A 25,709-nucleotide genomic window follows, 5' to 3' on the forward strand; every position below is an offset into this window, starting at 1 on the left:
TCTAACCTACTCCTTTTTAAAGGATGTGTAAACATCTAGACGTCTATTTGTTTTGGTCATAGCCTCGCCCCTAGATTTGGCGCGATCATGAAAGATATTAATAAACATGTTGAATATTTGGAGATTGTTACCGCGTTCGATTGCAGTGATAGTTTAGCCATCCAGACATCTTAGGTTAGTGATGAACTGGCACTGAAATGATTTATATCGATTGATAAGGACGCTCAACATGGCAACGACTACCCATATCCTCGGCTATCCGCGTATTGGCGATAAGCGACAACTAAAATTTGCACTAGAAAAGTATTGGCGCGGTGAAATCGACCAAGCGCAATTGAAATCAGTGGGAGCGCAGTTGCGTCAAACCCATTGGCAAACCCAATCGGATGCCGGTTTAAGCTTTGTGACCGCGGGTGACTTTGCATGGTATGACCATGTATTGACCACCACCTTGCTATTGGGCCATGTCCCTAAGCGCCACCGTGATGGATTTCCTGATCTCGATACTCTATTTAAAGTCGGTCGTGGTCAGTCTCAAGCTCAGTGTGGCTGCAATGGCAACGCTGCATCAGACATGACCAAATGGTTTAACACCAATTACCACTATATCGTGCCTGAGTTTAGTTCACAGGACACGTTCGAGGTGAGTTGGCCGCAGCTGTTTGAAGAGATCAATGAAGCTCAGCAGGCGGGCCATCAAGTGAAACCTGTACTGCTTGGCCCTCTGAGCTACCTGTATTTAGGGAAAGAGGTGGAAGAGGGCTTTGATCGACTCACGCTTTTGCCAAGATTACTCACCGCTTATCAGGCGATTTTGGCCAAACTCGCCAAACAGGGCGTGCAATGGGTGCAAATAGATGAACCGATCTTGGCGCTCGAACTGGAAAAACCTTGGCGCGATGCTTTCAAACTGGCTTACCAAGTGATTCGCTCCGACGTCAAAGTACTGCTCACCACTTACTTTGATTCAGTAGAAGAGACGTTGGATAAAATCGTTGAGCTGGATGTCGATGGTCTGCATGTCGACTTATCAGCGGCGCCGAGCCAGCTTGATGCCGTTATTGCCAAGCTACCTGCACATTGGGTGTTATCTGCGGGGGTGATCAATGGCCGTAACGTATGGCGAGCTGACCTGAGTGCTCAACTGAGTCAACTGCAAAGCGCAAAACAGGCATTGGGAGAGAGGCTCTGGTTGGCGAGTTCATGTTCTCTGCTGCACACCCCTGTCGACTTGGATTTGGAGCGCAATCTGAGTGATGAGGTGCAGAGTTGGTTTGCGTTTGCCAAGCAGAAAGTCAGTGAGATTACCTTGCTTGCTCAAGCTTTGGATGGTGACCAAGCCGCACTCGTCGAGTGTGAAAGCTACAGTGCGCCAATCAAAGCGCGCAAAGGGGCTGCTCATGTGAACAAGCCGCAGGTACAGGCGCGTCTCAACTCTATCACTCGAGCGTTTACACAGCGAAGTGCCCCTTACCCAGAGCGAGCCGCGCACCAGAGCGAAGTGCTTGGTCTACCAATATTCCCAACCACCACTATCGGCTCCTTCCCACAAACCAGCGAGATTCGCGTGCAGCGCAGCGCGTATCGCAGTGGCAAGCTCTCTTATTCAGAGTATCAGCAGGCACTCCAAGGCCACATCGCCGATGCGGTTAAACGTCAAGAAGCCCTCGATCTTGATGTGCTGGTCCATGGTGAAGCAGAGCGTAATGACATGGTGGAGTATTTTGCTGAAAACTTGACGGGGTTCCAAACAACCCAATTTGGTTGGGTGCAAAGCTATGGCTCTCGCTGCGTGAAACCGGCGATTGTGGTGGCAGATATCGAGCGAGAAAAACCAATCACTGTTGAGTGGTCGACTTACGCCCAGTCACTGACCTCAAAACAGATGAAAGGCATGCTCACTGGACCAGTGACTATTTTATGTTGGACGTTCCCGCGTGAGGACATCAGTCGCAAGGCGATCGCCAATCAGCTGGCTTTAGCGCTGCGTGACGAAGTGGCAGATTTGCAGCAAGCAGGAATAAACATCATTCAGATTGATGAGCCGGCCATCCGCGAGGGATTACCGCTTAAGAAACGCGACCACAAAGCGTATCTAGAGTGGGCGGTCGACGCGTTTAAGATTGCTGCTGGCAGTGCCAAACCTGAGACTCAGATTCACACCCATATGTGTTACTCCGAGTTCAATGAGATCATTGATTCGGTCGCAGCACTGGATGCTGATGTCATCACCATTGAAACGTCCCGTTCGAATATGGAGCTGCTGAAGGCGTTCGAAGCGTTTAACTATCCCAATGAGATTGGTCCGGGTGTGTATGACATCCACTCGCCCAATATTCCAAGCAAAGAGTGGATTGAGGGGCTACTGAACAAGGCTGCAGAGAAAATTCCAGTACAGCGCCTGTGGGTGAACCCAGACTGTGGGTTGAAAACCCGAAACTGGCAAGAAACCGAAGCGTCATTAACCAACATGGTATTGGCCGCCAAAGCGCTGCGTAAAGCTTATCAAGCTTAGCGACACCCCAATACAACAATGCCGACCTCTTGGTCGGCATTATTGTGAATCAGTGGCGTTGAGACAGTGGGGAAGCGCGAGTTAGATGCGCTCACCATTGACAGTCACATTGACGTCAATATTGCCGCGCACGGCATTCGAGTATGGGCACACTTGATGTGCGGTGCGCACCAGCTCTAAAGCCTGAGCCTGATCGAGTTCAAGGCTGGCTGCTAGGCTTACGGTAAGAGCGAAGCCGCCTTGCTGATTAGGACCAATCCCTACTTCCGCCGTCACTGGCGCTTGTTGTAATGCCACTTTGGCCTCACGCGCGACGTGCAAAATAGCATTGGAAAAACAAGCAGAGTAACCGGCAGCAAATAACTGCTCAGGGTTGGTCGCATTGCCAGCACCGCCCATCTCCTTTGGATAAGCAAGAGCGACATCCAGTAGTCCATCTTCTGTTTTTACTTGACCGTTGCGGCCTGCCAGTGCGGTTGCTTTGGTTGTGTAGAGTGTAGTCATCATTGGTTCCTATTTTAGGTTGTGTGCAATCTAATTGTTTGCAATATTAGATCGAGTTTTAGGTTTAATGCAAGTATATTGTGCACAATTTATTTTGAGAGGATGGGATCATGTCTTATTGTGATGGTCGAGAAATGTCCGAGCAGCAGCAATCACTGCTGCTTGAAAATCAGGTCTGTTTTCCGCTGTACAGTGCGTCTAATGCGGTGATTCGTACTTATCGCCCATTGTTGGATAAGTTGGATCTGACCTATTCACAATACTTGGTGATGATGGTGCTTTGGGAGTGCGACGGCGTCAGTGTCAAATCACTCGGTCAACGATTACACCTCGACTCTGGAACCCTGACGCCACTGCTGAAACGTCTGGCATTGAAAGGCTATGTAGAAAGAGGGCGCAGCGAACAAGATGAACGGGTTAGAGTTCTTAAATTGACGCCACAAGGTACGGCTTTAAAACAGCAGGCACTGCAAATACCGCAGCAGATGCAGTGTCAGTTTCATCTTGAGCTGGACGAGTTGATTACGCTAAAACGTTTATGTGAAAAAGTGTTGGCGTCAATAGATGTTGACGATTAGCACTCGCTTTAATCAGCTTACCGAAGGCAAAGTGTGCTTGAGCTGCAATAGCAGTTGGTAGGCGCTCTCACCCGACATTTCATAAGGATTAAACTCTTTAGCCCCAGAGTATCGCAAATAGAGTGGGGCAGTGAGTGAAGAAGAGGGGCTATAGCCCATCGACCACTGGCTGAACTCACGAGCGCTGATTTCACGGTAGTCAAGCATGATGATTTTTGAGTGACGCTTGTCGTTTAAGATGCGCTGATACACAAGGTTAACATTTGTTCTTGAGCCTTCTAAACATTGCAAAAAGAAATTGCGGTCAAAGCACAGCATACCTGTGACATCTAGCGCTTGATTGTGCTCTCGAGCCGAGTAAACAATGTTTTCCACCGTGGAGAGATCAAACCCTTTCTCGATAGTGCTGGCATAGACTAGTCGGGTGAGAAACATGGCGGACTCCTTTTAGGGGATGGGTAAACGAACTTAATATAAAACCTAGCGCATAAAAATGTTTTAGCAATGTAGGGAGACAATGATCATGATAGAAACAGCTCGGCTCCGCTTACGTCAATGGCGCGACTGTGATCTACAGGCGTATGGGCGGATCAATGCAGATAAAAGAGTGATGCGTTATTTTCCCGCTTGTTTGTCTCAGCACGAGAGCAATCAGCAGGCACAAACCATCGCCGCTCACATAGAGCAACATGGTTGGGGTTTTTGGGCGCTCGAGCTTAAGCAAACCGGCGAGTTCATCGGTTTTGTCGGTCTTTGGCCGCAAGCGAAAGAGAGTGGACTGCCTAGAGCGCCTATGGTTGAGATTGGCTGGCGAATCGACGCCGACCACTGGGGGCAAGGCTATGCGCCTGAAGCGGCTCAAGCTGCACTGAGCTACGGGTTTAATCAGGTTGAGCTTGAGCAAATCTACTCATTTACAGCGCTAAGTAATTTACCCTCGCAGCGAGTCATGAGCAAAATCGGTATGCAGAATACTGACGAGGTGTTTGACCATCCCAAGTTGCCACAAGGCCATCCGTTACAGCGTCATTGTTTGTACTGCATTACTCGTCAGCAGTGGCAAACCGCCCCCGCGGCGGCTAGATAACTCGGTTGTCTCCGGTGCTGTAGGCAATCACTTGGCTGATGTGGGTAAAGCTGCGACCACTTTGCTGCTGCCAGTCAAGAAAAGCCTTAGTTGCTGCGCTTAATGAGCGCTTGGTATCTCGGCCACCTTCAATGATCCCGCAGTGGCGCAGGTAACTCTCGACATCACCCGAGAGAATAAAGGTATCAACGCCCATTTGACGCAGGCTGTATGGCCCGGTATTGCCGCCCAAGCGTTGGCCGTGTTTTTTCAGATACAGCCACAACCCTGTGATATCTTCATTGGGCCACTGACTGATCATGGTAGCGAAAGAGCCGTGTTCTAACCTTGCCTGGTGAATCATTTGTGCGTTGGCTTGAATAGATTTTACCTTGCTGTGGTGGCGAATAATCCGTGGGTCGGAGGCTTTGGTGTCCCACTGCTCATCAGACAGCATGAGTAACGGTTCAATCTTGAAGCCAAAGAAAACCTCTTCAAATTGAGGCCACTTATTGCGCACTACTTTCCAAGAAATACCACTTTGAAACACTTTCATACTGAAGGCGGCTAACCAACGGTCATCGCCAATCTGAGCCAACTGTTCGCGTGTCAGCGGAGTCGATAGTAGTGATTCAAGCTGCGCTGTGCCGCCTTTTCGCTCGGCTGCGCGTTGGTAAATGTTGTCAAACTTTTCTTGTGTCACGTGACGCTCTCCATTCTTGTTCTTCAGTTAACTTCGGGCAGACAGAAGTTGACCTATCAATGACACATACTAACGACTGTCGCCGGTAAAGTCTGCGAAAAACCGGAGGATAACAATGAAACGTGTTGGGTGTTTTCTCATTCTGAACTTGATGCTAACTGGCTGTCAGATTACCCGAGTTGAGGGTGAGTATCGCGACGTGGAAGTCAAATATCGCCACGGAAAAGAGTCGGGGCAAGATGGCGACTTTTGTCCACCAGGACAAGCTAAAAAGGGACGTTGTTAATCAAAAGCCAGAGCACTTGCTCTGGCTTTTGGCTTAATTATTAATAGTTAACCATTCATGGGAGGAACAAATGCCGTCAGCTCTAATGCCGGTCCGGTGTACTTCTCGATGCGTACTAACGAGGAGTTGGCAGCACAACCATTGGCGAGTCGAGAGGTCGGGATATCTAGGGTGAGGACATTGGCCCCGCCGTTTTTACATAGTCCCGTGTTGGCATCAAGATCAGGCCAGCCACCTTCGTGAATACACACTGAGCCGGGCTTAATCCCATCAGTAACCAACGCGCCAACCAACACTTGACCGCGGTCGTTGTACGCTCTGACGAGATCACCGGTTTTAATACCACGAGCCGCAGCATCTTGGGTGTTGATAGTAATCGGCTCGCGATTGGCAATCGCGTACTGCTCACGCAATGTGGCGTAATTAAATTGGCTATGCAGACGATGCGCTGCGTGTGCTGTCATCAGTTGCAGTTCGCCGTCTTTTGCGGTTCCTGTATATTCGGTTGGTGCCATCCACGTTGGGTGAGGAGGGCAATCCTCAAGCTTGTAGCCCTCAATCGTGCGCGAGTAGATTTCAATTTTGCCACTCGGCGTACCAAGAGGATTCAGCACCGGATCTTTCCTAAAGTCGGCATGACGAACAAACTCAGCCGCTTTTTTGTTGAACTTCATTTCGATTAACTGGTTCTCATCCCAGAATTGACCAAATCGTGGCATACGAATTCTCGCCGCACGCGCGCCTTTTTGCGCGGCTTCATAGAACTCTTTGAGCCAATCCATCTCCTGTTTGCCCTCGGTGAACACTTCGCGTCCTCCGGGCTTGATCATTTCTGCCATATCCGCAAAGACATCGAAGTCATTGCGCGCTTCGCCTTGAGGCTCGACGACCTGTTTCATTGGCACCAGATGTTGGTTACTGTAATCACCCGTCATGGTTAGGTCGTTTCGCTCAAAAGAGGTAGTGATAGGCAAAACGATATCGGCGTGTTTGGCCGCTGCGGTCCAATAGATCTCCGATATAACAATCAGCTCCGGCTTTTGCCATGCGTTGATTAAACGGTTGGTGTCCTGATGATGGGTAAAATTGCCGCCACCCGCCCACCAAATCATTTTGATATCTGGGAAGGTGAGTTGTTTACCGTTGTGTGAGTAGGTTTTGCCTGGGTTTTCTAATGCTTCAACGATACGTGCAACAGGGAAGCTATTCACAGCGCCCGACACTGCCCAGTCGTTGCCAGCAGATGAGCCGCCACCGATCGAGGCCGAAATCGCCGGCAGTACGCCTGCGTCTCGGGTTGGGTTACCGCCATTTGAGTAGTGATAAGAGAAGCCAAAACCACCACCAGGCAAACCAATTTGGCCTAGCATCGCGGCAAGCGTAACCAGCATCCAGTGACGTTGCTCACCGTATTGCTGACGCTGCAATCCCCAGCCCGCCATCAACATGGTGCGGTTCTGACTGAAGATGTCTGCCAGCATCTCCATTTGTTTAGCCGGCACGCCAGTAATGGCTTCTGCCCATTGTGGGGTTTTCTCTACGCCGTCGCTTTTGCCAAGCAAGTAGGCTTCAAACTCAGCGTAACCTGTCGTGTATTTGTCTAGGAAGGCTTGATCGTGCTTGCCGCTTTTCACTAATGCGTGGGCAATACCCATCATCAGTGCGACATCAGTCATTGGGTGAGGGGCTATCCACTGGATCTTGTCTTCAAAAAAATCAATGGTTTCTGAGCGCATTGGGTCGATGGCAATGACGGTCTTACCCGATTTTTTCAATTGATGGAAAAACTCAAGACCAGAACAGTCGGTTGAGCTCCAAGCGATTTTGAGGGTGTTGAGTGGATTCATTCCCCATAGGACGACAACGTCTGAGCTCTCAAGCACAACCGGATGGGTCGTTTGCTGCTCATAGACTTCTATTGAACCCATGACGTGAGGCAGAATAACCTGCGCGGCGCCAGTGGAGTAATCTCCTAAGTGGCCAGAGTAGCCTCCCGCCATGCTCATATAGCGCTGCAATAAGGTTTGTGCTTTATGCAGCACACCACTAGAGCGCCAGCCGTATGAGCCGGCAAATACAGACTCCGCGCCATACTCAGAACGAATTCGCATATGCTGTTCGTGGATCAATTTGTAGGCATCATCCCATGAAACGCGAACGTACTCATCACGGCCACGAACACCACTTGGCTTGCTTGGATTGGATAAGAAACCTTTGCGCACCATAGGGTACTTAATACGCGCTTTGGTATAAACTTGATCTGGGCCGGTGGATTGAAGGCTGTTTTCTACCGTTTGGGCTAATGCGTTGGTACTGGCAACCAGTTTGCCATCCTTTACCTCACAAAGCAGTGGCCCCATTCGACCAGCCGTGAGCACACCAGAACCTCGTTTGTTAGACGCAGCGGCACTTAACGGGGTGAGAGAAGTGATGGCCACCGCACCGGCCGCCATCCCCGTACCTTTGAGGAACCCTCGACGTGTAATCTCAGTCATAATCGTATCCTTTTGTTTCTTAGTGTCCTACCACGTCTTTGGCATGGTATTGGAAGAATTTAGTCAAAACTTCAAGGTCATAATCTGATATGTCAGTGCGTTCACCCATGCCTTTCGCCACCGGTCCCCAAGCATTGACGGTAAAGTGACCGGCAGGGATTTTGGCGTGACAAGTAGAGCAGTAAACGGTATCGAGTTGCTCGGCATACGCCCACAGTGGTTGCTGTTGATCGAGCACAGGGGCGGTGATTTCGCCAATCAATGAGGCAGAGCGCCATTCATTGCCGTATTCATCCATTTTGTACTCTCCAACCTCTAACTGGCTTTGGCCTTGTTCGCTTAAAGTGGCAATAATTGCGCGTTGGCCTTCACCAAAATAGAGTACCTGTTCGGCGCCCTTCATTTGATAACCGGATAGGCGCACCGTACGCGAGTCGGGAGCTGCTTCTATAACGGTGAGCTCAGTGGTCGGACTGATGGTCGCTAAGTCTTCAAGTTCGGTATAGTCGACCGAATATACGCGCTTGGCGTTAGCCGCCGTCTGCTGCGTAAACGCCATCAAGTTGTCAAACGCTTTACTGTCCATTTCTGGCTCTGGCGCGAAATGCGCCACGCCTTTGTGGCAGTCGATGCAGGTTTGATTGTTATCCTGGCCGTATTGGTGCATTTTTACCGCATCTTCAGACTGTTCATAGCTATCCATTGCCTCAAAGGTATGACAAGAGCGACATGTTGCGGAGTCGTTGGCTCTAAGCTGAGCCCAAACCGTTTCAGCCATCGCCATCCGGTGCTGCTCATACTTCTCTTCGGTGTCTATTTTGCCGCTGATAAACTCATGGTAGATGTCTTTGCTGGCGCGAACTTTAGTCACCACATAGCCGATAGGATCGTTCGGAATATGGCAGTCTGAACACTCGGCACGTATGCCTTTGGCGTTACTAAAATGCAGTGAGCCTTGGTATTCTTCGTAGGGGATTTGCATTGTATGGCAAGAGAGACAAAACTCGGTACTTGAGGTGTAGTGCATCACCGCAGCAGTACCACCTAGGGTTAGCCATCCAATAGCGATTCCGATGACCGCGATAAGCGCGATATAACGTTTCTTTATTGACATAATTTGCATTAGCCCCAGATTGTTTTAACTACTGTGTCGCAATTTACTCCTTTAGTGGTAGTTAATAGTTGATCTCTCTCATAACCATAAACTTCGTATGGCTAAAGTGGTACAGATTGAGTGACTGATCGTTTTTTGTGCGATTTTGGCATTCTGTTGCAATGATTTATTCAAGTTTTTGTGATTAAAATCTGGTTTTATTGCGGGTTTTGAGTTGTAGAGGCAATAGTAAGGAAGTGGCTGATCTTATTGATTAATTTTCATTTAGCCCCTGTACAACCAGAGTGGGAGTACAGGGGCTAAATGCCTGGGTGAATTAGTGTTCGACCAAAATAAGAGAGTCGGTGTCGAATCCACGCTGTTTAGCTGCGGCGATAAAGCTATCGAGCAGCATTGGGTCGACTTCAGGTGAGCGGGTTAACAACCACAGATAGTCGTTGTTGGGTCCAGAAACAAAAGCGTATTGATAGCCGTTTTTATCAAGCTCGAATACCACGTAAGATCCGTAGAAGGGGCCGAAGAATGACACTTTTAGATAGCCTTGCTCTGGGCTATCAACAAAAAAAGCTTTGCCTTCGGCTTCTTTCCAGGCGGCTTCTTGTTCCGAATAGCCACGGTTAATCACTTTGACGCCACCATCTTCGCGCAGTGAGTAGGTGGCGGTGACTTTCGATAGACCACGCTCAAACGAGTGATCTAAACGTGCCACTTCGTACCAGGTACCTAAGTAGCGCTCAAGCTCAAAGTTATTGACTGGGGTAATCCCCTTAGGCATGCCTAAACAACCCGATAGAGTGATTAGGGTGAGTATTATAATCAGTTTTCTCATCGTTGTTCTCTCTTTGATTGCGCTTGATGCCAGCTTGTTTGCTGTTAACTACGAACCAACACCAGTCCATGTGGCAAGGCATCACCAAATACGCGTTTTGATTCACTGGCCGATAGCTCGGTCACTTGCTCCACCAGTGTAATCCACGAATCGGCAGCTTTACTTTGCTTCAGCTTACTGACGACTTGCTGACGATAGTCGTCTTCAATGTCAAACAGGCGATCACCGGTTCTTCGGCACATCATGACCGCAGCGAACGCCACCATCGGCTGTTTTTGCCAGTCTTGTTCAAGCAGCTTGGGGAGCCACTGCTGCACTTGTTCGCGCGCGATAACGCTGTGTTGGCTACCATAAAGCGGTGTACGAGAAGCGAGTCGCCCTAGCGCCCACCAATGCGCTTGTTCAAACTGATTGGTGTTAAGTGCTTTACTCAGACACCAAGAAGCGAGCAAGACTTTGTCTTCGACCTCAAGGTGTTCAAGTGATGCGGCAAGACGGACCATAGATTCGTAGCCCATCTCGTGCGCAGTTTTGGCGGATTGAGGATTTTTCATCGCACTCGGATGTAAATATTTAGCGATCTCAGCCAAAATAGTTTCTTGGTGCTCTTGGTTAAGTCCGCCTGCAATCCGGCGCCAGAATACCCACCAATCGGTCCAACCTTGGTGATTCTTAAACTGGATACCTTGCTGATACAAGCCCCAAATCTGTTCGATGCGCCATGAGTCGGTCGCATCGCCAAACCCCGGTCGTAAGCAAAAACCCGCGAGGCGGAACCAGTTTTTTTCGTGTGCTTCTGAGCGGCGGCGGCGTTTACGTCCCAAGGCGCAAGCATCAAACAATTGGCGTAACGTGGTGAAGTCCCACTCGTCGCGCTTGCCGAGCTTGCGCTCAAGCTCTTTTGCCAAGGTTTTGATTTCATTGCCTTCGGCGCTTTTTTTGTTGCTGCTGTAGATTCGTGCTATCAAGGCTTTGCAATCGTCGAGGCGAGGGTGGAGATCTTGCGCTTGTTCGGTATCGACTTTTGGGTTGCGAACTTCAAACTCGAGCGCCCAGCGTTTGCTCTCGTCATCAAGGTGAACACATTCCATCTTCAAGGTGCCAACTTCAGTTAACTGACAGGCAAGCTGCACTTCAACTCGCTCTTTTTGATTGGCATGTAAGCTGCCTCCTTGACCTTCGAGCGTCACGATATAGGGCGGAAGAGGAGTAAATTGGTCTGGGTCGATGTCTACCATCACCCCATTTTGAATCGCTACTTGGTTGTTGAGTAAGTCATGAGTGGTGGTGAGTAGATTGAAACGCACAGGTTCGCCCAGCGTGAGTGCAAAGCGTCGCCCACTAAGGCGGATTTCGTGGCCCTCGTCGGTCCCTTTAGCAAGCAAACATAACGCTTTGCCCATTTTGTTTTTTTCTTGTAGGTGCAGGAAATAAGAACGCGCTGCACCGCCGCCAATTTTAAGCTGGGCACCACGTCGTGCCTTACCATAGGCGACAGCCCCTAAAGCCACTGACCAGTCAGGGTGAGGGTTATCTAGCACAGTAACAGGCTCGCCGCGCCAGTTACCGAGCAGTTGGGTGACCCGCTGCGTGACCAGTTCGCTATTAAACACCCCACCATTAAGCAGCACCGCCACTGGGATGGCCGGTTGGTCTGACTGTTGCTGATTTAGCGCGGCGTGACAAACGGGTTGATGCTGGTGTAAAAACTCAGCAATGTGTTTGCTGACGGCAGGATCGGACACATAAGGCAGACCAAATTCTACCACTGCGCTGCGACGCTTATCTGGCTGCTGTGAAAAGTCCGACAAAGGGAAAAAGCCATCGAGTGCGATTTGATGCACCTCTTGCTTGGTTAAGCCGATGCTCTTGGTTCCACCAAGGAGTTTAGAACCGCTACCGAGCATAGTGATTTTGACCTGTTCCGGCGCATCACTAGAAAGCAAGTGCTCTTTGGCCTGACGCGTTTGTTGGATTAGCTTGGTTAAGCTGGCGGCGTTGAGCTTTTTGCTTTGGCTAAAGCGCTGCTCGGCAAGGTGGGCGAGTGCTAAGTCTAGATTGTCGCCGCCTAGCATCAAGTGTTCGCCGACGCCGATACGATCGAGACTTAACTCAGCGCCATCAAACTTGGCTTCAATCAGGCTTAAATCGGTGGTGCCGCCACCCACGTCACAGACTAAGATCAGCGGCAAAGAGTGTAACTGCTGGGCTGCATTTTTCTGGTGGCGAGCGTACCAGTCGTAACAGACGGCTTGAGGCTCTTCAAGCAAGATAATTCGATCCAGTCCGGCAAGTTTTGCTGCTTCTAGTGTGAGCTTGCGAGCCGCCTCATCAAATGAAGCGGGAACGGTAACCACCACGTCTTGATCTTCGAGTCGATCACTTGGGTTGCGATAGTTCCAAGCTTGACGGATATGATTGAGGTAGCTGGCACTTGCGATCACAGGAGAGACTTTATCGACATCTTCTGCCGCTGCCCAAGGGAGAATGTCGGAGCGGCGGTCGACACCTTGATGAGATAGCCAACTTTTCGCACTCGATACTTGACGCCCTTCCACTTTAGCACCGAGATCACGCGCCCACTCTCCGATGATGACGTTGGAAATATCGCCTGGCACCGGTTGGTTTTCCCAAGGAAGCGTCAGATCTTGTGCAGAGATTTGTTGCTTGGCTGGGTGATAGCGAAATGAGGGGAGGAGTGGTTTACGGACCACCTCTCCGGGACCTATCAGTTGATCGATTGCAAACAGATGAACCTCTGATTGCTGAAGCTGCTGAGTAATTTCGCAGTAGGCGACCACGGTATTGGTGGTGCCCAAGTCAATACCGACTAAAAAGCGCGCTGATGCCATGTAACCACACCTTTGTTCAAACTCTTAAGTGCCACGCCTGACTAGGCAGATTGCGCAGCCAAAAGGCACGAATAAAAACGGCACCTAGGGTGCCGTGATAAGATTATGCTTGTTGATTTGAGTTGGCGTTTGAGTCTTCACGCACGTCAAACTCAACATGCCATTTCTGACCATTATCGCTGGCGATAGCTTCCAGATATAGGGTTCCTAACTCAGTGACTCGCGACGCGAGCGTCACAGGTACCACGTCTCCTTGGCGACGACCTTGTGAGACGGGCAACGTCACTTGGATCTCTGGCAACTGTTCGAGCTCATCGTCTCCCCAATGGTCGAGATGCGTACCGGCACTGTCTTCGCGGCGCACGGTTGAGCCAAAGAACTGGAAGTTTACTGGCTGGCCGATGACCAAACCGAATTCTTGACTCGGGACTTCAACGCTAGAGCCTTCTTCCATGCCAAATGGTGCAACACAAAGTGCTTCCATAGGAGGCGCCATACCTGGAATCGCAGGCATGGCACTCTCGATACCCACATAGTAGCTCGAGGCAATACCGCCGCGAATACGTACGCCTTGGCCGCGGCGCACTGCGCCGTAGTAGCTGGCGCCGCTAGCGACAGCGAGATCTAAATCAACCCCAGTCAGACGTTTGGCCGCTGGAGCATTGGCCTCTACTAGCCAATGGTTGATAGTCTGCTCTAGACGCTCAGCAAGTAGCGCGGATTTCAACACGCCGCCGTTGAACAAAATTGCGGTCGGCTTAATGAACTCGGTCGCAGCTGGCGCTCCACCCATACCTGGCATATTGGCAAAAGGGTTGAACTCCGCCTGTTGCTGCGGCGCATCCCCTTGGGCATTGGCTTGTTTCGTTAAGAACGCGGCGATGTGACGCGTGATCCCGGCGTCTTGCGCATAAGGCAAGCCCATTTGCGTTAAGGCCGCACGATTGCGCTGCATAGGTTGCTCGGTAATCGCAACTTGTGGGAAAAAGCCATCAACTAAAGTTTGCTGTACTTCCGCTTGAGTCAGTTCTGTCTTAAGCGTCGCTCCAAGCAGTTTAGAGCCGCGACTCGGTACCACGATGGGCACAGATTGCAGCTCACTGTCGTTAAGCAAGGCTTCTTTGGCGTCACGGCAGGCATGAGTCATCGCCTGAACTTGCCACGGCTGAAGCTCTTTGCCCTCTTGAGCCAACTTCATTTTCAGTCGGTATGCTAGTGCCAGATCCATGTTGTCGCCGCCCAGCAAAATGTGCTCACCGACTGCAATGCGGTTCAGGCTAAGATTACCTTCATGCTCGGTGACTTCGACCAAGGATAAGTCGGTCGTGCCGCCACCGATATCAACAACTAAAACAATATCACCAACCGTCACTTGATCGCGCCAGGTATCATTGCTGTTATCTATCCAGTGATAAAGCGCCGCTTGCGGTTCTTCAAGCAAGGTCAGCTGAGTTAAGCCCACGTTTCTAGCCGCTTCGGCGGTGAGATCTCGAGCTGCTGGGTCGAACGAAGCCGGGACAGTGATGGTCACATCTTGCTCGGCCAGCGGGTGTTGTGGGTGGGTGTGATCCCATGCTTGTTTCAGGTGTTCTAGGTAAAGCTCGGTCGCGCGCAGTGGTGATACCTTTTCGACCTCTTCAGGGCTTCCGGCTGGAAGAAAGGCATCACGACGATTGACGCCACCGTGACAAAGCCACGACTTTGCACTCGCTACTAGACGAATAGGGGTTTTGGCACCTAAGTTACGGGCGATTGCGCCAACAAGTGCTTTCGGCTCTGAAGACCATGGCAGAACGCGTGAAGCAGGGCTCATTTCGTGCTCATGGGGTTGATACAAAAATGAGCCAAGCTGGCTACGAGTTTCAACGGTTCCAGGCGCTGTCAATTGGGCAATCGGCATCACGGATACGCGGGCATCTTCTTCGCGCGTATCGACATAGGAAAGAACGCAGTGGGTAGTGCCTAAATCGATGCCTACACTGTAGGTGGCATTCGCTGTTGCAACGCTTTGTGTGCTGTTGTCTTGGTGTTCCATTACAACTCCACCTCAGCCGGTGCGATCACAGAGGCGTCGTAGTTCTCTGCCAGTTTAGGCAAGTTGATGGCACTTGCTTTCCAACCTTTGTGTACTAGCGTTCCGTGGAATGGCGCACTGCCAGTCACGTTACCGGTCAGGCGAATCTGTTGCGGATTGAAGCCCTCTTCAACGGTAATACGTGTTTCTTCGTCTTCGCTGCGAATCGTTTCAAGCGTCAAGTAGTCGCTCAGTACCTTCTGCCCACCTGTGTGGATCACTCGAGCAGCGGCGCCGACTTCTTCATCTGAGAAAGCCGTGAGGTCTTCTTTAAGGAAGTCAATCAAGCGCGCTTCTTGTTGCATGATAGACAGCAACTGCATGGCAGAGTCGGTTGAGGCAGTAGCGAGTTTCGATTCTACTTCGACCACTTTCTCAACGACTTTTTCGACTTCGACGACTTTTTCGACTTCGACAATTTTCTCAACCGGCTTTTCTACCTCAACGATTTTTTCGACGGGCTTTTCGACCACTTTCTCGATCACTTTTGATTTGCGTGAAACCGCAACAAGCAAGAGTAGGACACTGGACGCAGCTAAGCCTGCGTGAAGCATATCGAACGTTTGAGGGATCATTTGTAAATCGAACGTCATGACAATTCTCTTTAAGTTTCTGATTGCAGAGACGGGCAAATCTCTGTGAAGGCTCTGGGTTGGAAAGAGAGCCCAGTTATTCTGTTAGATTGGGGCGGATATTAGCACAATCAAGCCGCTGTTCAGCTACTAAAACAGGTCTAATCAGGGATCTTAGCGCCTAATCGGTCTGTTTTTAACCGAAATGTCGCTGAGTTTAATGCGCTAACAGACCCCGAGGTTTACTTGGCGCTGCGATGATGAAAGATACGAGCGAGTATGATTCCAATTGGCTTCCATCAAGCTAACATTAACTTGAATTCGAGTTTTGCCATTTTCTGATGTAGAATTTCGCGCTTTGCGGAAACTGAACAAAGGCCAACCATGAACCATAACCGTGTTGTGTGTTTTGATTTAGAAATGTGCTGTTGGAATGAAAACGGTGTCGGTACTACTGGGGAGATCATCGAAGTTGGACTAGCCGAAATCGACCTAGTGAAAGGCGAGATCGTGAAACGCGCGCAATATTACGTCAAGCCCGAGCAGGATGAGGTTTCGCTGTTTTGCTCTCAGTTGACAGGGATTACGCCACGCAAAATCGAAAAACAAGGGCGTCCACTCGAGCAGGTTATCAAATCGATGGTCAAAAACTTTGGTGGCGCGAACAAGATTTATGCTGCCTGGGGACGTGACGACCGTATTCTCGCAAAAGAGTGCCAAGACAAGGGCATCGAGATGCCATTTAACGAATTCATTAACCTAGCGACCCTGTTTCGCATCCAAAATCGACTCAAAGATAAACGGGTCGGACACAAAGCGGCGCAAGAGAGCAAAGGCATTGAGTGGGAAGGGCGCCAGCACTCAGGTTATGTTGACGCATACAACTTAGCCAAACTTGCGTTGACTATGTTGTGATCGAAAGAGGGAGCGACGGCTCCCTCTGTGATTGGTCAGCCAGATTAGGCGTAACCGATGAGTTGGGGCAGCCACAACACGATACTTGGAAACGCTATCAACACTGCTATCGTAACCACGTCGGCGATAAAGAAAGGTGTACAGCCACGAAAAACGTCTTGCACTGAACACTCAGGACGAACGCCAGCGACCACAAAACAGTTCAAGCCGATTGGCGGGGTGATCAAGCACAGCTCTGCCATTTTCACCACTATGATGCCAAACCAAATCGCACAACCTATCCCTGAAACGCCAAAGGCAGAGTCGACCGCTGCGACATCCGCCCCGCCGTTGAGGGCAATAATCGCTGGATACACCACAGGCAGTGTTAGCAGCAACATTCCAATCGCGTCCATAAACATGCCAAGTACGGCGTATGCAAGCAAGATGAACAATAGAGTTAACATCGGGCTTTGCTCTAGACTGACTATCCAATCAGAAAAGGCACTAGGCAAGTCGGCGAAGCCAAGGAAGCGAACGTAAATCAAAACACCCCAAATGATGGCAAAAATCATCGCTGATAATTTTGCCGTTTCCATTAACGAGCTCTTGATCTCTTTCCAGCGGCTGCCATGGTAAAGGGCGACCAACAGAATCACACTCGCCCCGAGAGCGCCTGCCTCAGTCGGGGTTCCGACCCCGCCGTAAATACAAATCATGATGATGGCAACAACAAAGAAGATCGGCGCAGCACTGGGCAGTGATTCAAAGCGTTGTTTCCACGTGTATCCTCGCACTGGTGGACCAAAGTCTTTTTTGGTCATCGCTAACAAGATCACTAATCCGCCGTATATCAACGCAGAGACAAACCCTGGGATAAATCCTGCCATCAATAGTGCCCCGACATCTTGTTCGACGATAATCGCATAGATAACCAGTATTGCTGAAGGTGGGATCAATGAGGCCAAGGTTCCGCCCGCGGCCACCACCCCTGCCGCAAAGCGTTTGTCGTAGCCAAGCTTGAGCATTTCGGGCACCGCGATACGAGCAAAAACCGCCGATGTTGCGACAGATGCGCCTGAGACAGCCGCAAATCCAGCGGTCGAAAACACCGTTGCCACTCCCATACCGCCGGGTAACCAACCAACCCAACGTTTGGCCGCTTCAAACAGCGCTTTGGTTAACCCCGCGTGGTAGGCGAGAAAGCCGATCAGGATGAAGGTTGGAATTAAAGACAGCGCCAATGAAGACACTTTAGAGTGAGGAATGGTCCCCGCCATTTTAAGCGCAACCATAAAGCCACGCTCAAATCCCAGCTTGGCGCTGAAAATCCACACTAAACCAAGAAAACCGGCAATCGCTGCGGCGAAGGCGACCCGCACTCCGAGTAACACAAACACCAACATCGCGCCTGACACCCATAAGCCAATTTCAATACTGTCCATATTGGCCATGGTTTGTAATAAATCCGACAAAGTCACTCTCCTAGATATTTAATCGTGTCCACTAACGGTTTCCGCTTCTTTTGCGGCGACTTCGGCTGCCGACTCAATCAAAGGCACACCGACGGGACGAGAACTCCCGGCAACCAAGGCGCGCAAATAGCCCCAGATTTGCAGCACTAGCCGTAGCGCGAGAATGGTCAGGGCGATGGTAACCACCAGCTTGGCTGGCCAGGTCGGCAGATTGATATCAAGTGACGAGTCACCAATCGAATAGGCACGCCAAAAGTGCAAGTAGGAGCCGTAAATCAACACCAAATTGACCCCTAACATAAGCAGGGTCGAAAGCAGTTCGGTGAACCAGAGTGTTCGACCATGGAATTGGCCGATCACTATGTCCATGCGAATATGGCCACCCATGCGTTGGGTGTAGGCGATACCAAGAAACGCGATGAACGCCATGGCTTGCTCGACCCAGTCGACATAGCCACTGATCGGCGATGAAAACAGCCAACGACTGAGGACATTCACGGTGGCGAGGAACACCAACAAGAAGATCACCACGCCACCGGCGAGGTTGAGAAAAGATTCAAGTTTAAACAGCCAACGGTCTATGCGACTAAACCGCGAGCTATCTTCGAGTACAGAAGCAGCAGCTGACATCGTGCTCTCCTAGCTAAATAAGTGGATAAACAATCAGGCAAGCACTCATCTGCTTGCCTGACTCAGTGCTTACTGCTCGGCAAATAGCTGAGCGGTATACTCAAATACGGCCTGTGAATCAAATTTGCCTTGGTATTTCTCCACCCACTCTTGACGAACGGATTGCGCGAGCTGGTTTAGCTGCTCGGTTTGCTCATCGTTAAAGGTCACTAGGGTTAAGCCCTGTTGACGAATGGCTTGCTCATATTTTGCCGTGGTGTTTTGTTCGTAGTTTTGAACATAGAAATCCAGCGCTTCATCGACAGAACCGAGTAGCGCTTCACGATGGGCTGGCTTGAGCATCTCAAGCGCTTCGGTATTGACCACCACAGGGCAATTCGCCGAGCCTAGGTTTAAGTTGGTCGTAGCCCATTGGCCGACTTTGTAAGAGTTCGTTGATAAATGTGCATGAGGGGCGAAAGAGGCCGCATCGATGACACCTGAATCCATGGATTGACGGACTTCTGAGAAGGGAACCCCGGTTTTAACTGCGCCAAGTTTACCAAGTACACCCATGATGCCGCCTGGGCCACGGACGCGAAGGCCATCAAAATCTTCTAAGGTCTTTAGTGGGTCGCCTTTGCTGACAATATTGTACTGAGGCAGTGGCGTTGGCATTAACAGGGTAGCGTTCCAACGTGCCAAATCTTTCTTCACTTCAGGGTGTTCAAACACCTTCATATAAATGTCGCTGATTTGCGCCAGAGAGACTTCTTTCGCGAATGGCAGCTCGGTAACGGTAATAGTGGGGTTTTTGTCGGCATGATAAAACGCACAGAACTGCGCCATTTCGAAGGCACCAAAGGAGATGCCATCGAGGTTTTCACGTGATTTAGATAAGCCGCCATAGGAGATGTTGAGCTTAAACTCACCATTAGTTTTGGCCTCTACCAGCTCTGCAAGCTTCTCGACGTTTTCGGTAAAAGCGCGGCGTTTCCCCCACAGGGAGACATTCCATTCAGTGGCCGCGGCCACTTCTGTGGCCATAAATCCACCGATAGCGAGCGTGATTAAAGAGGTGCGAAGTGCTTTCATAATTCGTCCTTGTTTTTGGTTATTGACTCGAACATTATCTTGATTCGAGTGAGTTATTTGTGTGCGCCGGTTGATAGCTCGTTTGGCGCTGTCTCACGTTGGCTGTTGAGCTATAGCAAAGCCTTTGCCAAGTTAACAAAATGTTAATTGTTATGTTTTAACTTTATGAAAAATAAGATATAAATCGATTGCGCTTTAGGTGAGCTGGTTCAGTTTGCGGCTATACTAAATATTGAATGAGCCAAATTTGGCCGATTGTGTAACACGAGTTGGCAAGGTTTGAGCCAAATTTGGCTGACAAGTCACCATATTCTTGCATCAGAGCGAGTGCGCTTGTTGAACACCGCTGGTGGTGCAATTTTTGCCTATTCAGCCCACTTACCCAAACTATGGAGACAAGGAATGTCACAATCCGGCACTAAACCTATCTATGTATGGATTTGGCTGATTGCTATTGCTTTGGGTGCTGTAATAGCGACCGGGTTGGTTCGCACTAGTGAGCAACAGGTGCTAAGTGATCTCAATCAGGTGGGAGAAGAGAGACTTAACCTCTACGCCTCGACCCTCGCTGCAGAATATAAGCGGTTTCACTACTTGCCTTTTATCGTCGCTCATGACCAACATGTCGCGCAGATTCTGACTGATCCAGGCGACCTAGAGAGCCTAGTGTTGGTCAACCATAAGTTAAATCGTTGGCAAAACAAATCTGCGGCCAATGCGCTGTATTTGATGAATCGTCATGGCGTGGTCGTGGCGAGCAGTAACTGGCAGAGCTCGAGCAGTTTTGTTGGCCATGACTACCATTTTCGCCCCTATTTTCGTCAAGCGATGGACGGAAATAGCGGTCGATTTTTTGCGATTGGGGTGACAACGGGGGAGCCTGGGCTATTTCTCTCTTACCCAGTTAAAATCGGGGGCGAGATAGTTGGTGCGGCCGTCGCCAAAATCAACATGTCAGAACTTGAGGCGAGCTGGAACTCAGGCGGGGAACGAGTCTGGGTGGCCGATGGTGATGGCGTGATTTTTCTCGCCAGTCACCCACAATGGCGCTATCGCAGTATTTCCCCTTTATCATCGGGCGTTGTTGAACAAATAAAGGCCGCGCAGAAGTACAGTGATTACCCGATTGACTCGCTTGGTTTAAGGGAGCTTTCGACGACCGAGCAAGGCTCACGCATTATAGAACTGCAACGGAGTGATTCAGCTTCTACTGCGGAGACGCAAACCTATCTACTCCATCAGCGGGTGATACCGCAACTCGGGTGGACCCTGTTTTACTTAAGTGATCTTAAGGGGCTCAATCAGAGCAGATTAAACCTCATCATTATTTCGCTACTTAGTACCGCTCTGTTGGCTCTGGTGTTGTGTTTTGCCTTTAGCCGTTTTAAGCATCAGCAACAACTAGAGTGGCGAGTGGCGCAGCGAACCAACGCGCTGCGTCAAAGTAACTCCAAGCTCAAGCAAGAGATTGAAGAGCGGATCCGAACCACTCATGCTTTGCGTCAAACCAATGAAGAGTTGGTACAGGCTGAAAAAATGGGGGCTTTGGGCCAGCTATCGGCTGAGTTGGTGCATGAGATAAGTCAACCTCTGCAAGCTGTGCAGACGTTTCTTGCCAGCAGTAAATTACTGCTAGCAAGAGGAGAGCTGCCGTTGGTGCGCGACAATCTAGATGAGATTGATGACTTACTACGCCGAGTGACATCCATCATCACGCGACTGAAAACCTTTGCCAGCAAGCCGGTCGGTGAGCTAAAACCTGTCAATGTGTCACAAGCGATCAGTCACGCACTGCAAGTGGTCCACCCAAGGCTCGATAAATGCGAGATCCGCGTTAACACTGAGCGATGTGACGATGAATTAGTGGTGCTTGCCAACGATATAAAGCTTGAGCAAGTGTTCGTCAATTTATTGAGTAATGCTATTGATGCGATTGAGTCCCCGAGCGTCGACCGCTTAGGTGTGATTACCTTGAGCGCCTACCGCGAGCAGGAAAGAGCGATCATAACCGTCTCAGACAACGGTTGTGGGGTCGACCCACAATTTGAATCAAAGTTGTTTGACTCATTCTTTACCACCAAACCTTCTGGCCAAGGGGTCGGCTTAGGTCTGTCCGTTTCGGCGGGGATTGTCGAAGAGTTCGGCGGCAAACTGAGCATGACACCGAACTCAACCCACGGGGTGACATTTACCCTCAACCTCAATCTAGCCAACACCAAGGAGAGTCATGATGGATAACCACAAAGCCGAACCATTAAAGGTGGTGTTGGTTGATGACGAGAGTGCGATTCGCAAAGCAACCAAACAATGGTTGAGCTTGGCCGGCTTTGAGGTCGAAGACTATTCTGATGGCCCGAGTGCTTTGGCCCAAATTCGCGCCAACTCGTCTTGTGTGGTGGTGTCGGACATCCGAATGCCACAAATGGATGGGATGACGTTTGCACAGGAGGTGCAGCGGATTGATGCAGACATTCCAGTATTACTCGTGACCGCTCACGGCGATGTCAAAATGGCCGTCGAGGCGATGAGGCGAGGCGTTTATGACTTCATCGAGAAGCCGGTTGAGCCGGAGCTACTGATCGATAGAATCGAACGCGCAGCAGAGAAACGCCGTTTGGTATTGGAAAATCGTAATTTGCAGCGTTTGCTGAGCCAGAAGTCAAGTATTGAGAGCCGAATTATCGGCCAATCCCCGGTGATGGAGCAGCTTCGCCAGCAGATAGTTCAGCTTGGGCAAACCCCGGTCGATACCGTGATATATGGTGCGACGGGAACAGGCAAAGAGCTGGTGGCACGCTGTCTACACGACTTTAGCCAGCGCAGCCAACATCCGTTTGTCGCGGTGAACTGCGGTGCCATTCCAGAGAATCTGATCGAAAGTGAGCTGTTCGGCCACGAAAAAGGCGCCTTTACTGGCGCAGATAAACAGCGAATCGGAAAAATAGAGCACGCCAATAAAGGTACGCTGTTCCTCGATGAAATTGAAAGTATGCCACTCAGCTTTCAAATAAAACTGTTGCGCGTGTTGCAAGAGCGGCGCTTAGAGCGAGTCGGGTCGAATCGAGAGATCGAGCTCGATTTATGGGTGATTGCGGCGACAAAACAAGACTTACAGCAAGCATCACAACAAGGCGATTTTCGCGAAGATCTTTATTATCGCTTTAATGTGATTGAACTGGCGTTGCCGGCGCTTTGTGAGCGTAGAGAGGATATCCCACTGCTGTTTGAGTTTTTTGCTCGTAAAGCGGCGCTTCAATACCAACGTGACGTTCGCGAGCTGAACGAACAAGAGTTGGCGATGTTATTGGAATATGAATGGCCCGGCAATGTTCGACAATTAAAGAATGCCGCTGAGCGCTACGTGCTTGGGATCGGTGCTGGGGATGTACTTGGAACTATTGTCGGTCAGGATTCGCAGGCGTTGGCGAGTGACAAAACTTCTACCTTGAATGAACGGGTGCAACGTTTTGAGCGCCAATTGATTACCCAGTCTTTACAGCGTCATAAAGGTAATGTGCAAGCGGTATTGGAGGAGTTAGGGCTACCTCGCCGTACCCTAAACAACAAGATGAACCAGTACCAGATTATTCGCCGTGAGTTCATCGCGGGGGATGATTAGCGGTTGGGTTTGTTTTCCGTCGCCGAAAGCTTGGCGCGGATAAATTCACTGTGATCAACGTAAAGAAGCTCGGCACTTTTACGAATTACCGCATCTTCGAGAGGGTCGATATTTCCGTCGGCATTGGCCACTTGCCACATGGCTTCGATTAACTGGTAGCGCGCTTCTGAAGTGAGCGTTCTTAATTGCGAGGTGAAATCGTATAGCGAGGCAGACTCTTGGGTGGCGCGTTGCGCTCGCTCTAACAGCGTTTCAGCTTGGCTACTGTCTAACTTGAGTAGTGTTTCAAGCAAGTGCAGTTTCGCCTGCCGCTCTTGCTGCTCCACTTGGTGATCTGCGCCCGCAACCTCACACAGTAAGCATGCGATGGCCAAGTCAGGGTCGGCGTGTGTGTGCTGGCCTAAATCTTCGCCTTCTAGTAGCTGTTTAAACAGTTTGGTGATCGAATTGAGCATAGCCTGCGCCTTTGTCGGTATTGATAGTTTATAGATAGTGGCCAGCGACAATGATCACAACCCAATTGACAAAAATCTTACTTTTCTTTTATCGGCAGAAATTCCCACTCGCGTCCATCACCGGTCAAAATAGCAATGCGTGCGGGTTTACCTTGATCGTCGAGTTTGAGTTCACCAATGGCGCTGCTATTGACTAATCTACGGCGTCCTGGTGTGTTCGGGTCGCGCTTTTTAACTTTTAGCCGCTTTCGTTTGGTAAACCAGTTGAGCGGCGAGCGCGGTGAATAGAGCAGTCGGTCGGCGTGGTCACAGAAGCCGAGTAATGGCTCGGGGAACTGACTTTTTAATCCGCTGCAAGTGACTTGGTAAATGTTGGGGCTGTTGCGTCGAAACCTCAGCTTAATATCGTAGGCGAATGAGTAGTGTACATCGCCTGACAGAATCACGAAGTTGGTCGGTGTTTTGGTGTGGGTGAAGATACTCAGCAAGGTGTTGGCGCTACCACGATGTGCCATCCAGTTTTCGGCATCCACCATCAAAGGCTTGCCGAGCGCGGTTACGATTCGTTGCAACGTTTCAATAAACTTGACGCCGAACATAGGTGCGGCCGAGACAATAATGACTTTATCTTGATGCAGCAGCGCTTGTTGCAACTCCACCATCGCTTCCCAATCCATCAATCCGGAGGGTTTGTTCATCCGTGACTCAGAGCGCCAGCGTCGAGTTCGGGTATCGAGCACCACGACTTTGGGCGCGCGGTCTATGGTGTAGTGCCACTGCTCGAAACGGTATAGATGATCAATGAAGTGGTCGTGGGCATCACTTTCGGGTGACGCCAAGAAATCTTTGGCGTATTGAATGAACTGTGGTGAAAAATTATCAGGCTCGTTGCCCCAACCTTGGCACAACCAATAGGCGGCCAAACCGTTGCCGATGATTCGCTTGGCAAACGGGTCGCCATATGCGGCCATCTCCCAGCCAATCGTCAGGTTCCAGTCATCCGTAATATCGTGGTCATCAAAGATCATATAAGTCGGAATATGGGCAAAGAGTCGCTGTACCTTATCAAGACCGGCGACAAACTGAGTGATGACCTGCTGTTCGTTGTGCCAACGCTGTTGCATTTCGGGTATTAAGCGCTGCTCAGCGTGCACAAAATCTTGGTCACGCAATCGCGTGGGGTTTAGCTTTGACCACAGTGTCGGCGACCAAACCAGCAGATACATGGCAAAGAACTCGCTAAAGGTGACTAAGTGATTGTCTGCGTCGGTCGAGGTAAAAATTGGTGCATTTCGTTTTGGAAACAGCTTGGTCAGCCAATGGCCATCATCATAGTCATGAGGAAGCAGGCGGTCACGGCCATAATAGCAATCAGCGTGGGCGTACAATGCGTGTGCATCTGGCACAGGTGCCTGTTCAAAACGCTCGTTAGGCAACCCGAGTAACGCGACCGTTTGAATAATGGCGTCCAGCATGGGCCCTGCTACATGGTCGGCGTAAATTTGGTCGCCGCTCATCATCAGTAAATCAGGACGCTCCTCCACGCTCAACGTTGCCATCTTTTCATCGGTACGAACTAAGGCGTCTTCGCTGGGGTAGTGCGGGTTACGACAGGAGCCATGCATAACATAGTCAGCTTTGCTTGAGATGGTAAAACAAAGCTCCGACTCGCCGGGGTACAAAAGATGAGGATAGCGCTCAGTCAGTGGGCCATGTTGCGTGATGAACTGATAACTGAGCACGCAATCGAGTGGAAACTCGCCTTTAAATTGAGCCAAAGTCACAAAGCATTGTGCACCGACTCGTATTGGCTCAATATTATCCAGTGGATGGCGAAATAGAACTTGCTGTTCACGGGTGAGCGTAAACTCCCCCTCAAGTGGTTCGTTGGTCACTAACCAAAACACTAACTCATCGCTAGCGGCTTTGCGTAATATGGGGCCGGCTATCAAAAAAGGCGGGCAGTCTGGCATG

General features: G+C 50.2%; 21 protein-coding genes. 7 read left to right on the forward strand and 14 right to left on the reverse strand.

What is annotated here, in order from left to right; translation table 11 throughout:
• The first annotated feature begins 229 nt into the window (after positions 1-229).
• Entirely contained in the window at positions 230-2,515 is a 2,286-nt protein-coding gene (metE, locus tag MTO69_RS05300) for a 5-methyltetrahydropteroyltriglutamate--homocysteine S-methyltransferase (RefSeq protein WP_248331786.1), read from the forward strand.
• A gap of 81 nt (positions 2,516-2,596) precedes the next feature.
• Here metE and MTO69_RS05305 read toward each other — a convergent pair whose 3' ends face one another.
• Positions 2,597-3,019 carry an organic hydroperoxide resistance protein gene (locus MTO69_RS05305; RefSeq protein WP_248331788.1) on the reverse strand — a complete coding sequence of 141 codons (423 nt, stop codon included), beginning with the start codon at positions 3,017-3,019 and terminating at the stop codon, positions 2,597-2,599.
• Positions 3,020-3,129: 110 nt separating this feature from the next.
• Between MTO69_RS05305 and MTO69_RS05310 the strand changes: the two genes are divergently transcribed.
• Positions 3,130-3,597, forward strand: coding sequence for a MarR family winged helix-turn-helix transcriptional regulator (locus MTO69_RS05310; RefSeq protein WP_248331790.1), 468 nt, complete (start codon positions 3,130-3,132; stop codon positions 3,595-3,597).
• 12 nt (positions 3,598-3,609) lie between these two features.
• Here MTO69_RS05310 and MTO69_RS05315 read toward each other — a convergent pair whose 3' ends face one another.
• Positions 3,610-4,032: a BLUF domain-containing protein gene (locus MTO69_RS05315; RefSeq protein WP_248331792.1), complete on the reverse strand. Its 423-nt coding sequence runs from the start codon at positions 4,030-4,032 to the stop codon at positions 3,610-3,612.
• An 88-nt stretch (positions 4,033-4,120) separates the two neighbouring features.
• Here MTO69_RS05315 and MTO69_RS05320 point away from each other — a divergent pair, with 88 nt between their 5' ends.
• A complete protein-coding gene (locus tag MTO69_RS05320) occupies positions 4,121-4,684 on the forward strand; it encodes a GNAT family N-acetyltransferase (protein WP_248331794.1) in 564 nt (187 codons plus the stop codon).
• Here MTO69_RS05320 and MTO69_RS05325 read toward each other — a convergent pair.
• On the reverse strand, positions 4,677-5,366 hold the full coding sequence (locus MTO69_RS05325; protein WP_248331796.1) for a DNA-3-methyladenine glycosylase I: 690 nt from the start codon (positions 5,364-5,366) through the stop codon (positions 4,677-4,679). The two genes, MTO69_RS05320 and MTO69_RS05325, sit on opposite strands and share 8 nt — an antisense overlap.
• 115 nt (positions 5,367-5,481) lie before the next feature.
• Between MTO69_RS05325 and MTO69_RS05330 the strand changes: the two genes are divergently transcribed.
• Positions 5,482-5,652: a hypothetical protein gene (locus MTO69_RS05330; protein ID WP_248331798.1), complete on the forward strand. Its 171-nt coding sequence runs from the start codon at positions 5,482-5,484 to the stop codon at positions 5,650-5,652.
• A gap of 47 nt (positions 5,653-5,699) precedes the next feature.
• On the opposite strand, the gene MTO69_RS05335 is transcribed toward MTO69_RS05330, so the two are convergent.
• The 6 genes from MTO69_RS05335 to MTO69_RS05360 form a co-directional block, all read right to left on the reverse strand.
• Positions 5,700-8,147: a molybdopterin guanine dinucleotide-containing S/N-oxide reductase gene (locus MTO69_RS05335; RefSeq protein WP_248331800.1), complete on the reverse strand. Its 2,448-nt coding sequence runs from the start codon at positions 8,145-8,147 to the stop codon at positions 5,700-5,702.
• Between the two features lie 19 nt (positions 8,148-8,166).
• On the reverse strand, positions 8,167-9,261 hold the full coding sequence (locus MTO69_RS05340; RefSeq protein WP_248331802.1) for a NapC/NirT family cytochrome c: 1,095 nt from the start codon (positions 9,259-9,261) through the stop codon (positions 8,167-8,169).
• Positions 9,262-9,577: 316 nt separating this feature from the next.
• Positions 9,578-10,090 carry a lipocalin family protein gene (locus MTO69_RS05345; protein ID WP_248331804.1) on the reverse strand — a complete coding sequence of 171 codons (513 nt, stop codon included), beginning with the start codon at positions 10,088-10,090 and terminating at the stop codon, positions 9,578-9,580.
• Positions 10,091-10,134: 44 nt separating this feature from the next.
• Positions 10,135-12,942 carry an Hsp70 family protein gene (locus MTO69_RS05350; RefSeq protein ID WP_248331806.1) on the reverse strand — a complete coding sequence of 936 codons (2,808 nt, stop codon included), beginning with the start codon at positions 12,940-12,942 and terminating at the stop codon, positions 10,135-10,137.
• Positions 12,943-13,045: 103 nt separating this feature from the next.
• A complete protein-coding gene (locus MTO69_RS05355) occupies positions 13,046-14,977 on the reverse strand; it encodes an Hsp70 family protein (protein ID WP_248331808.1) in 1,932 nt (643 codons plus the stop codon).
• Positions 14,977-15,609: a DUF2760 domain-containing protein gene (locus MTO69_RS05360; RefSeq protein WP_248331810.1), complete on the reverse strand. Its 633-nt coding sequence runs from the start codon at positions 15,607-15,609 to the stop codon at positions 14,977-14,979. Before MTO69_RS05360 ends, MTO69_RS05355 begins: the two co-directional genes overlap by 1 nt.
• 363 nt (positions 15,610-15,972) lie before the next feature.
• Between MTO69_RS05360 and MTO69_RS05365 the strand changes: the two genes are divergently transcribed.
• Positions 15,973-16,503, forward strand: coding sequence for a 3'-5' exonuclease (locus MTO69_RS05365; protein WP_248331812.1), 531 nt, complete (start codon positions 15,973-15,975; stop codon positions 16,501-16,503).
• Positions 16,504-16,547: 44 nt separating this feature from the next.
• Here MTO69_RS05365 and MTO69_RS05370 read toward each other — a convergent pair whose 3' ends face one another.
• From MTO69_RS05370 to MTO69_RS05380, 3 genes are all read right to left on the reverse strand, one after another.
• Positions 16,548-17,957: a TRAP transporter large permease gene (locus tag MTO69_RS05370; RefSeq protein ID WP_248331814.1), complete on the reverse strand. Its 1,410-nt coding sequence runs from the start codon at positions 17,955-17,957 to the stop codon at positions 16,548-16,550.
• Between the two features lie 18 nt (positions 17,958-17,975).
• Positions 17,976-18,587: a TRAP transporter small permease subunit gene (locus MTO69_RS05375; RefSeq protein ID WP_248331815.1), complete on the reverse strand. Its 612-nt coding sequence runs from the start codon at positions 18,585-18,587 to the stop codon at positions 17,976-17,978.
• A 69-nt stretch (positions 18,588-18,656) separates the two neighbouring features.
• Positions 18,657-19,661: a C4-dicarboxylate TRAP transporter substrate-binding protein gene (locus MTO69_RS05380; RefSeq protein ID WP_248331816.1), complete on the reverse strand. Its 1,005-nt coding sequence runs from the start codon at positions 19,659-19,661 to the stop codon at positions 18,657-18,659.
• 402 nt (positions 19,662-20,063) lie between these two features.
• Here MTO69_RS05380 and MTO69_RS05385 point away from each other — a divergent pair, with 402 nt between their 5' ends.
• Both MTO69_RS05385 and MTO69_RS05390 read left to right on the forward strand, forming a co-directional pair.
• Positions 20,064-21,899: a sensor histidine kinase gene (locus MTO69_RS05385; protein ID WP_248331818.1), complete on the forward strand. Its 1,836-nt coding sequence runs from the start codon at positions 20,064-20,066 to the stop codon at positions 21,897-21,899.
• Positions 21,889-23,280 carry a sigma-54-dependent transcriptional regulator gene (locus MTO69_RS05390; protein ID WP_248331820.1) on the forward strand — a complete coding sequence of 464 codons (1,392 nt, stop codon included), beginning with the start codon at positions 21,889-21,891 and terminating at the stop codon, positions 23,278-23,280. Before MTO69_RS05385 ends, MTO69_RS05390 begins: the two co-directional genes overlap by 11 nt.
• Here the strand turns inward: MTO69_RS05390 and MTO69_RS05395 are convergent.
• Together MTO69_RS05395 and MTO69_RS05400 are read right to left on the reverse strand one after the other, a co-directional pair.
• The gene (locus MTO69_RS05395) at positions 23,277-23,735 is read right to left on the reverse strand and encodes a TerB family tellurite resistance protein (protein ID WP_248331822.1); all 459 of its coding nucleotides are present in this window, start codon (positions 23,733-23,735) and stop codon (positions 23,277-23,279) included. The two genes, MTO69_RS05390 and MTO69_RS05395, sit on opposite strands and share 4 nt — an antisense overlap.
• Before the next feature lie 77 nt (positions 23,736-23,812).
• Positions 23,813-25,708, reverse strand: a complete 1,896-nt coding sequence (locus MTO69_RS05400; RefSeq protein ID WP_248331824.1) for an alkaline phosphatase D family protein — start codon at positions 25,706-25,708, stop codon at positions 23,813-23,815.
• Position 25,709 lies beyond the last annotated feature (1 nt).

Source organism: Vibrio sinaloensis, assembly GCF_023195835.1.
Classification (GTDB): Bacteria; Pseudomonadota; Gammaproteobacteria; order Enterobacterales; family Vibrionaceae; genus Vibrio; species Vibrio sinaloensis_C.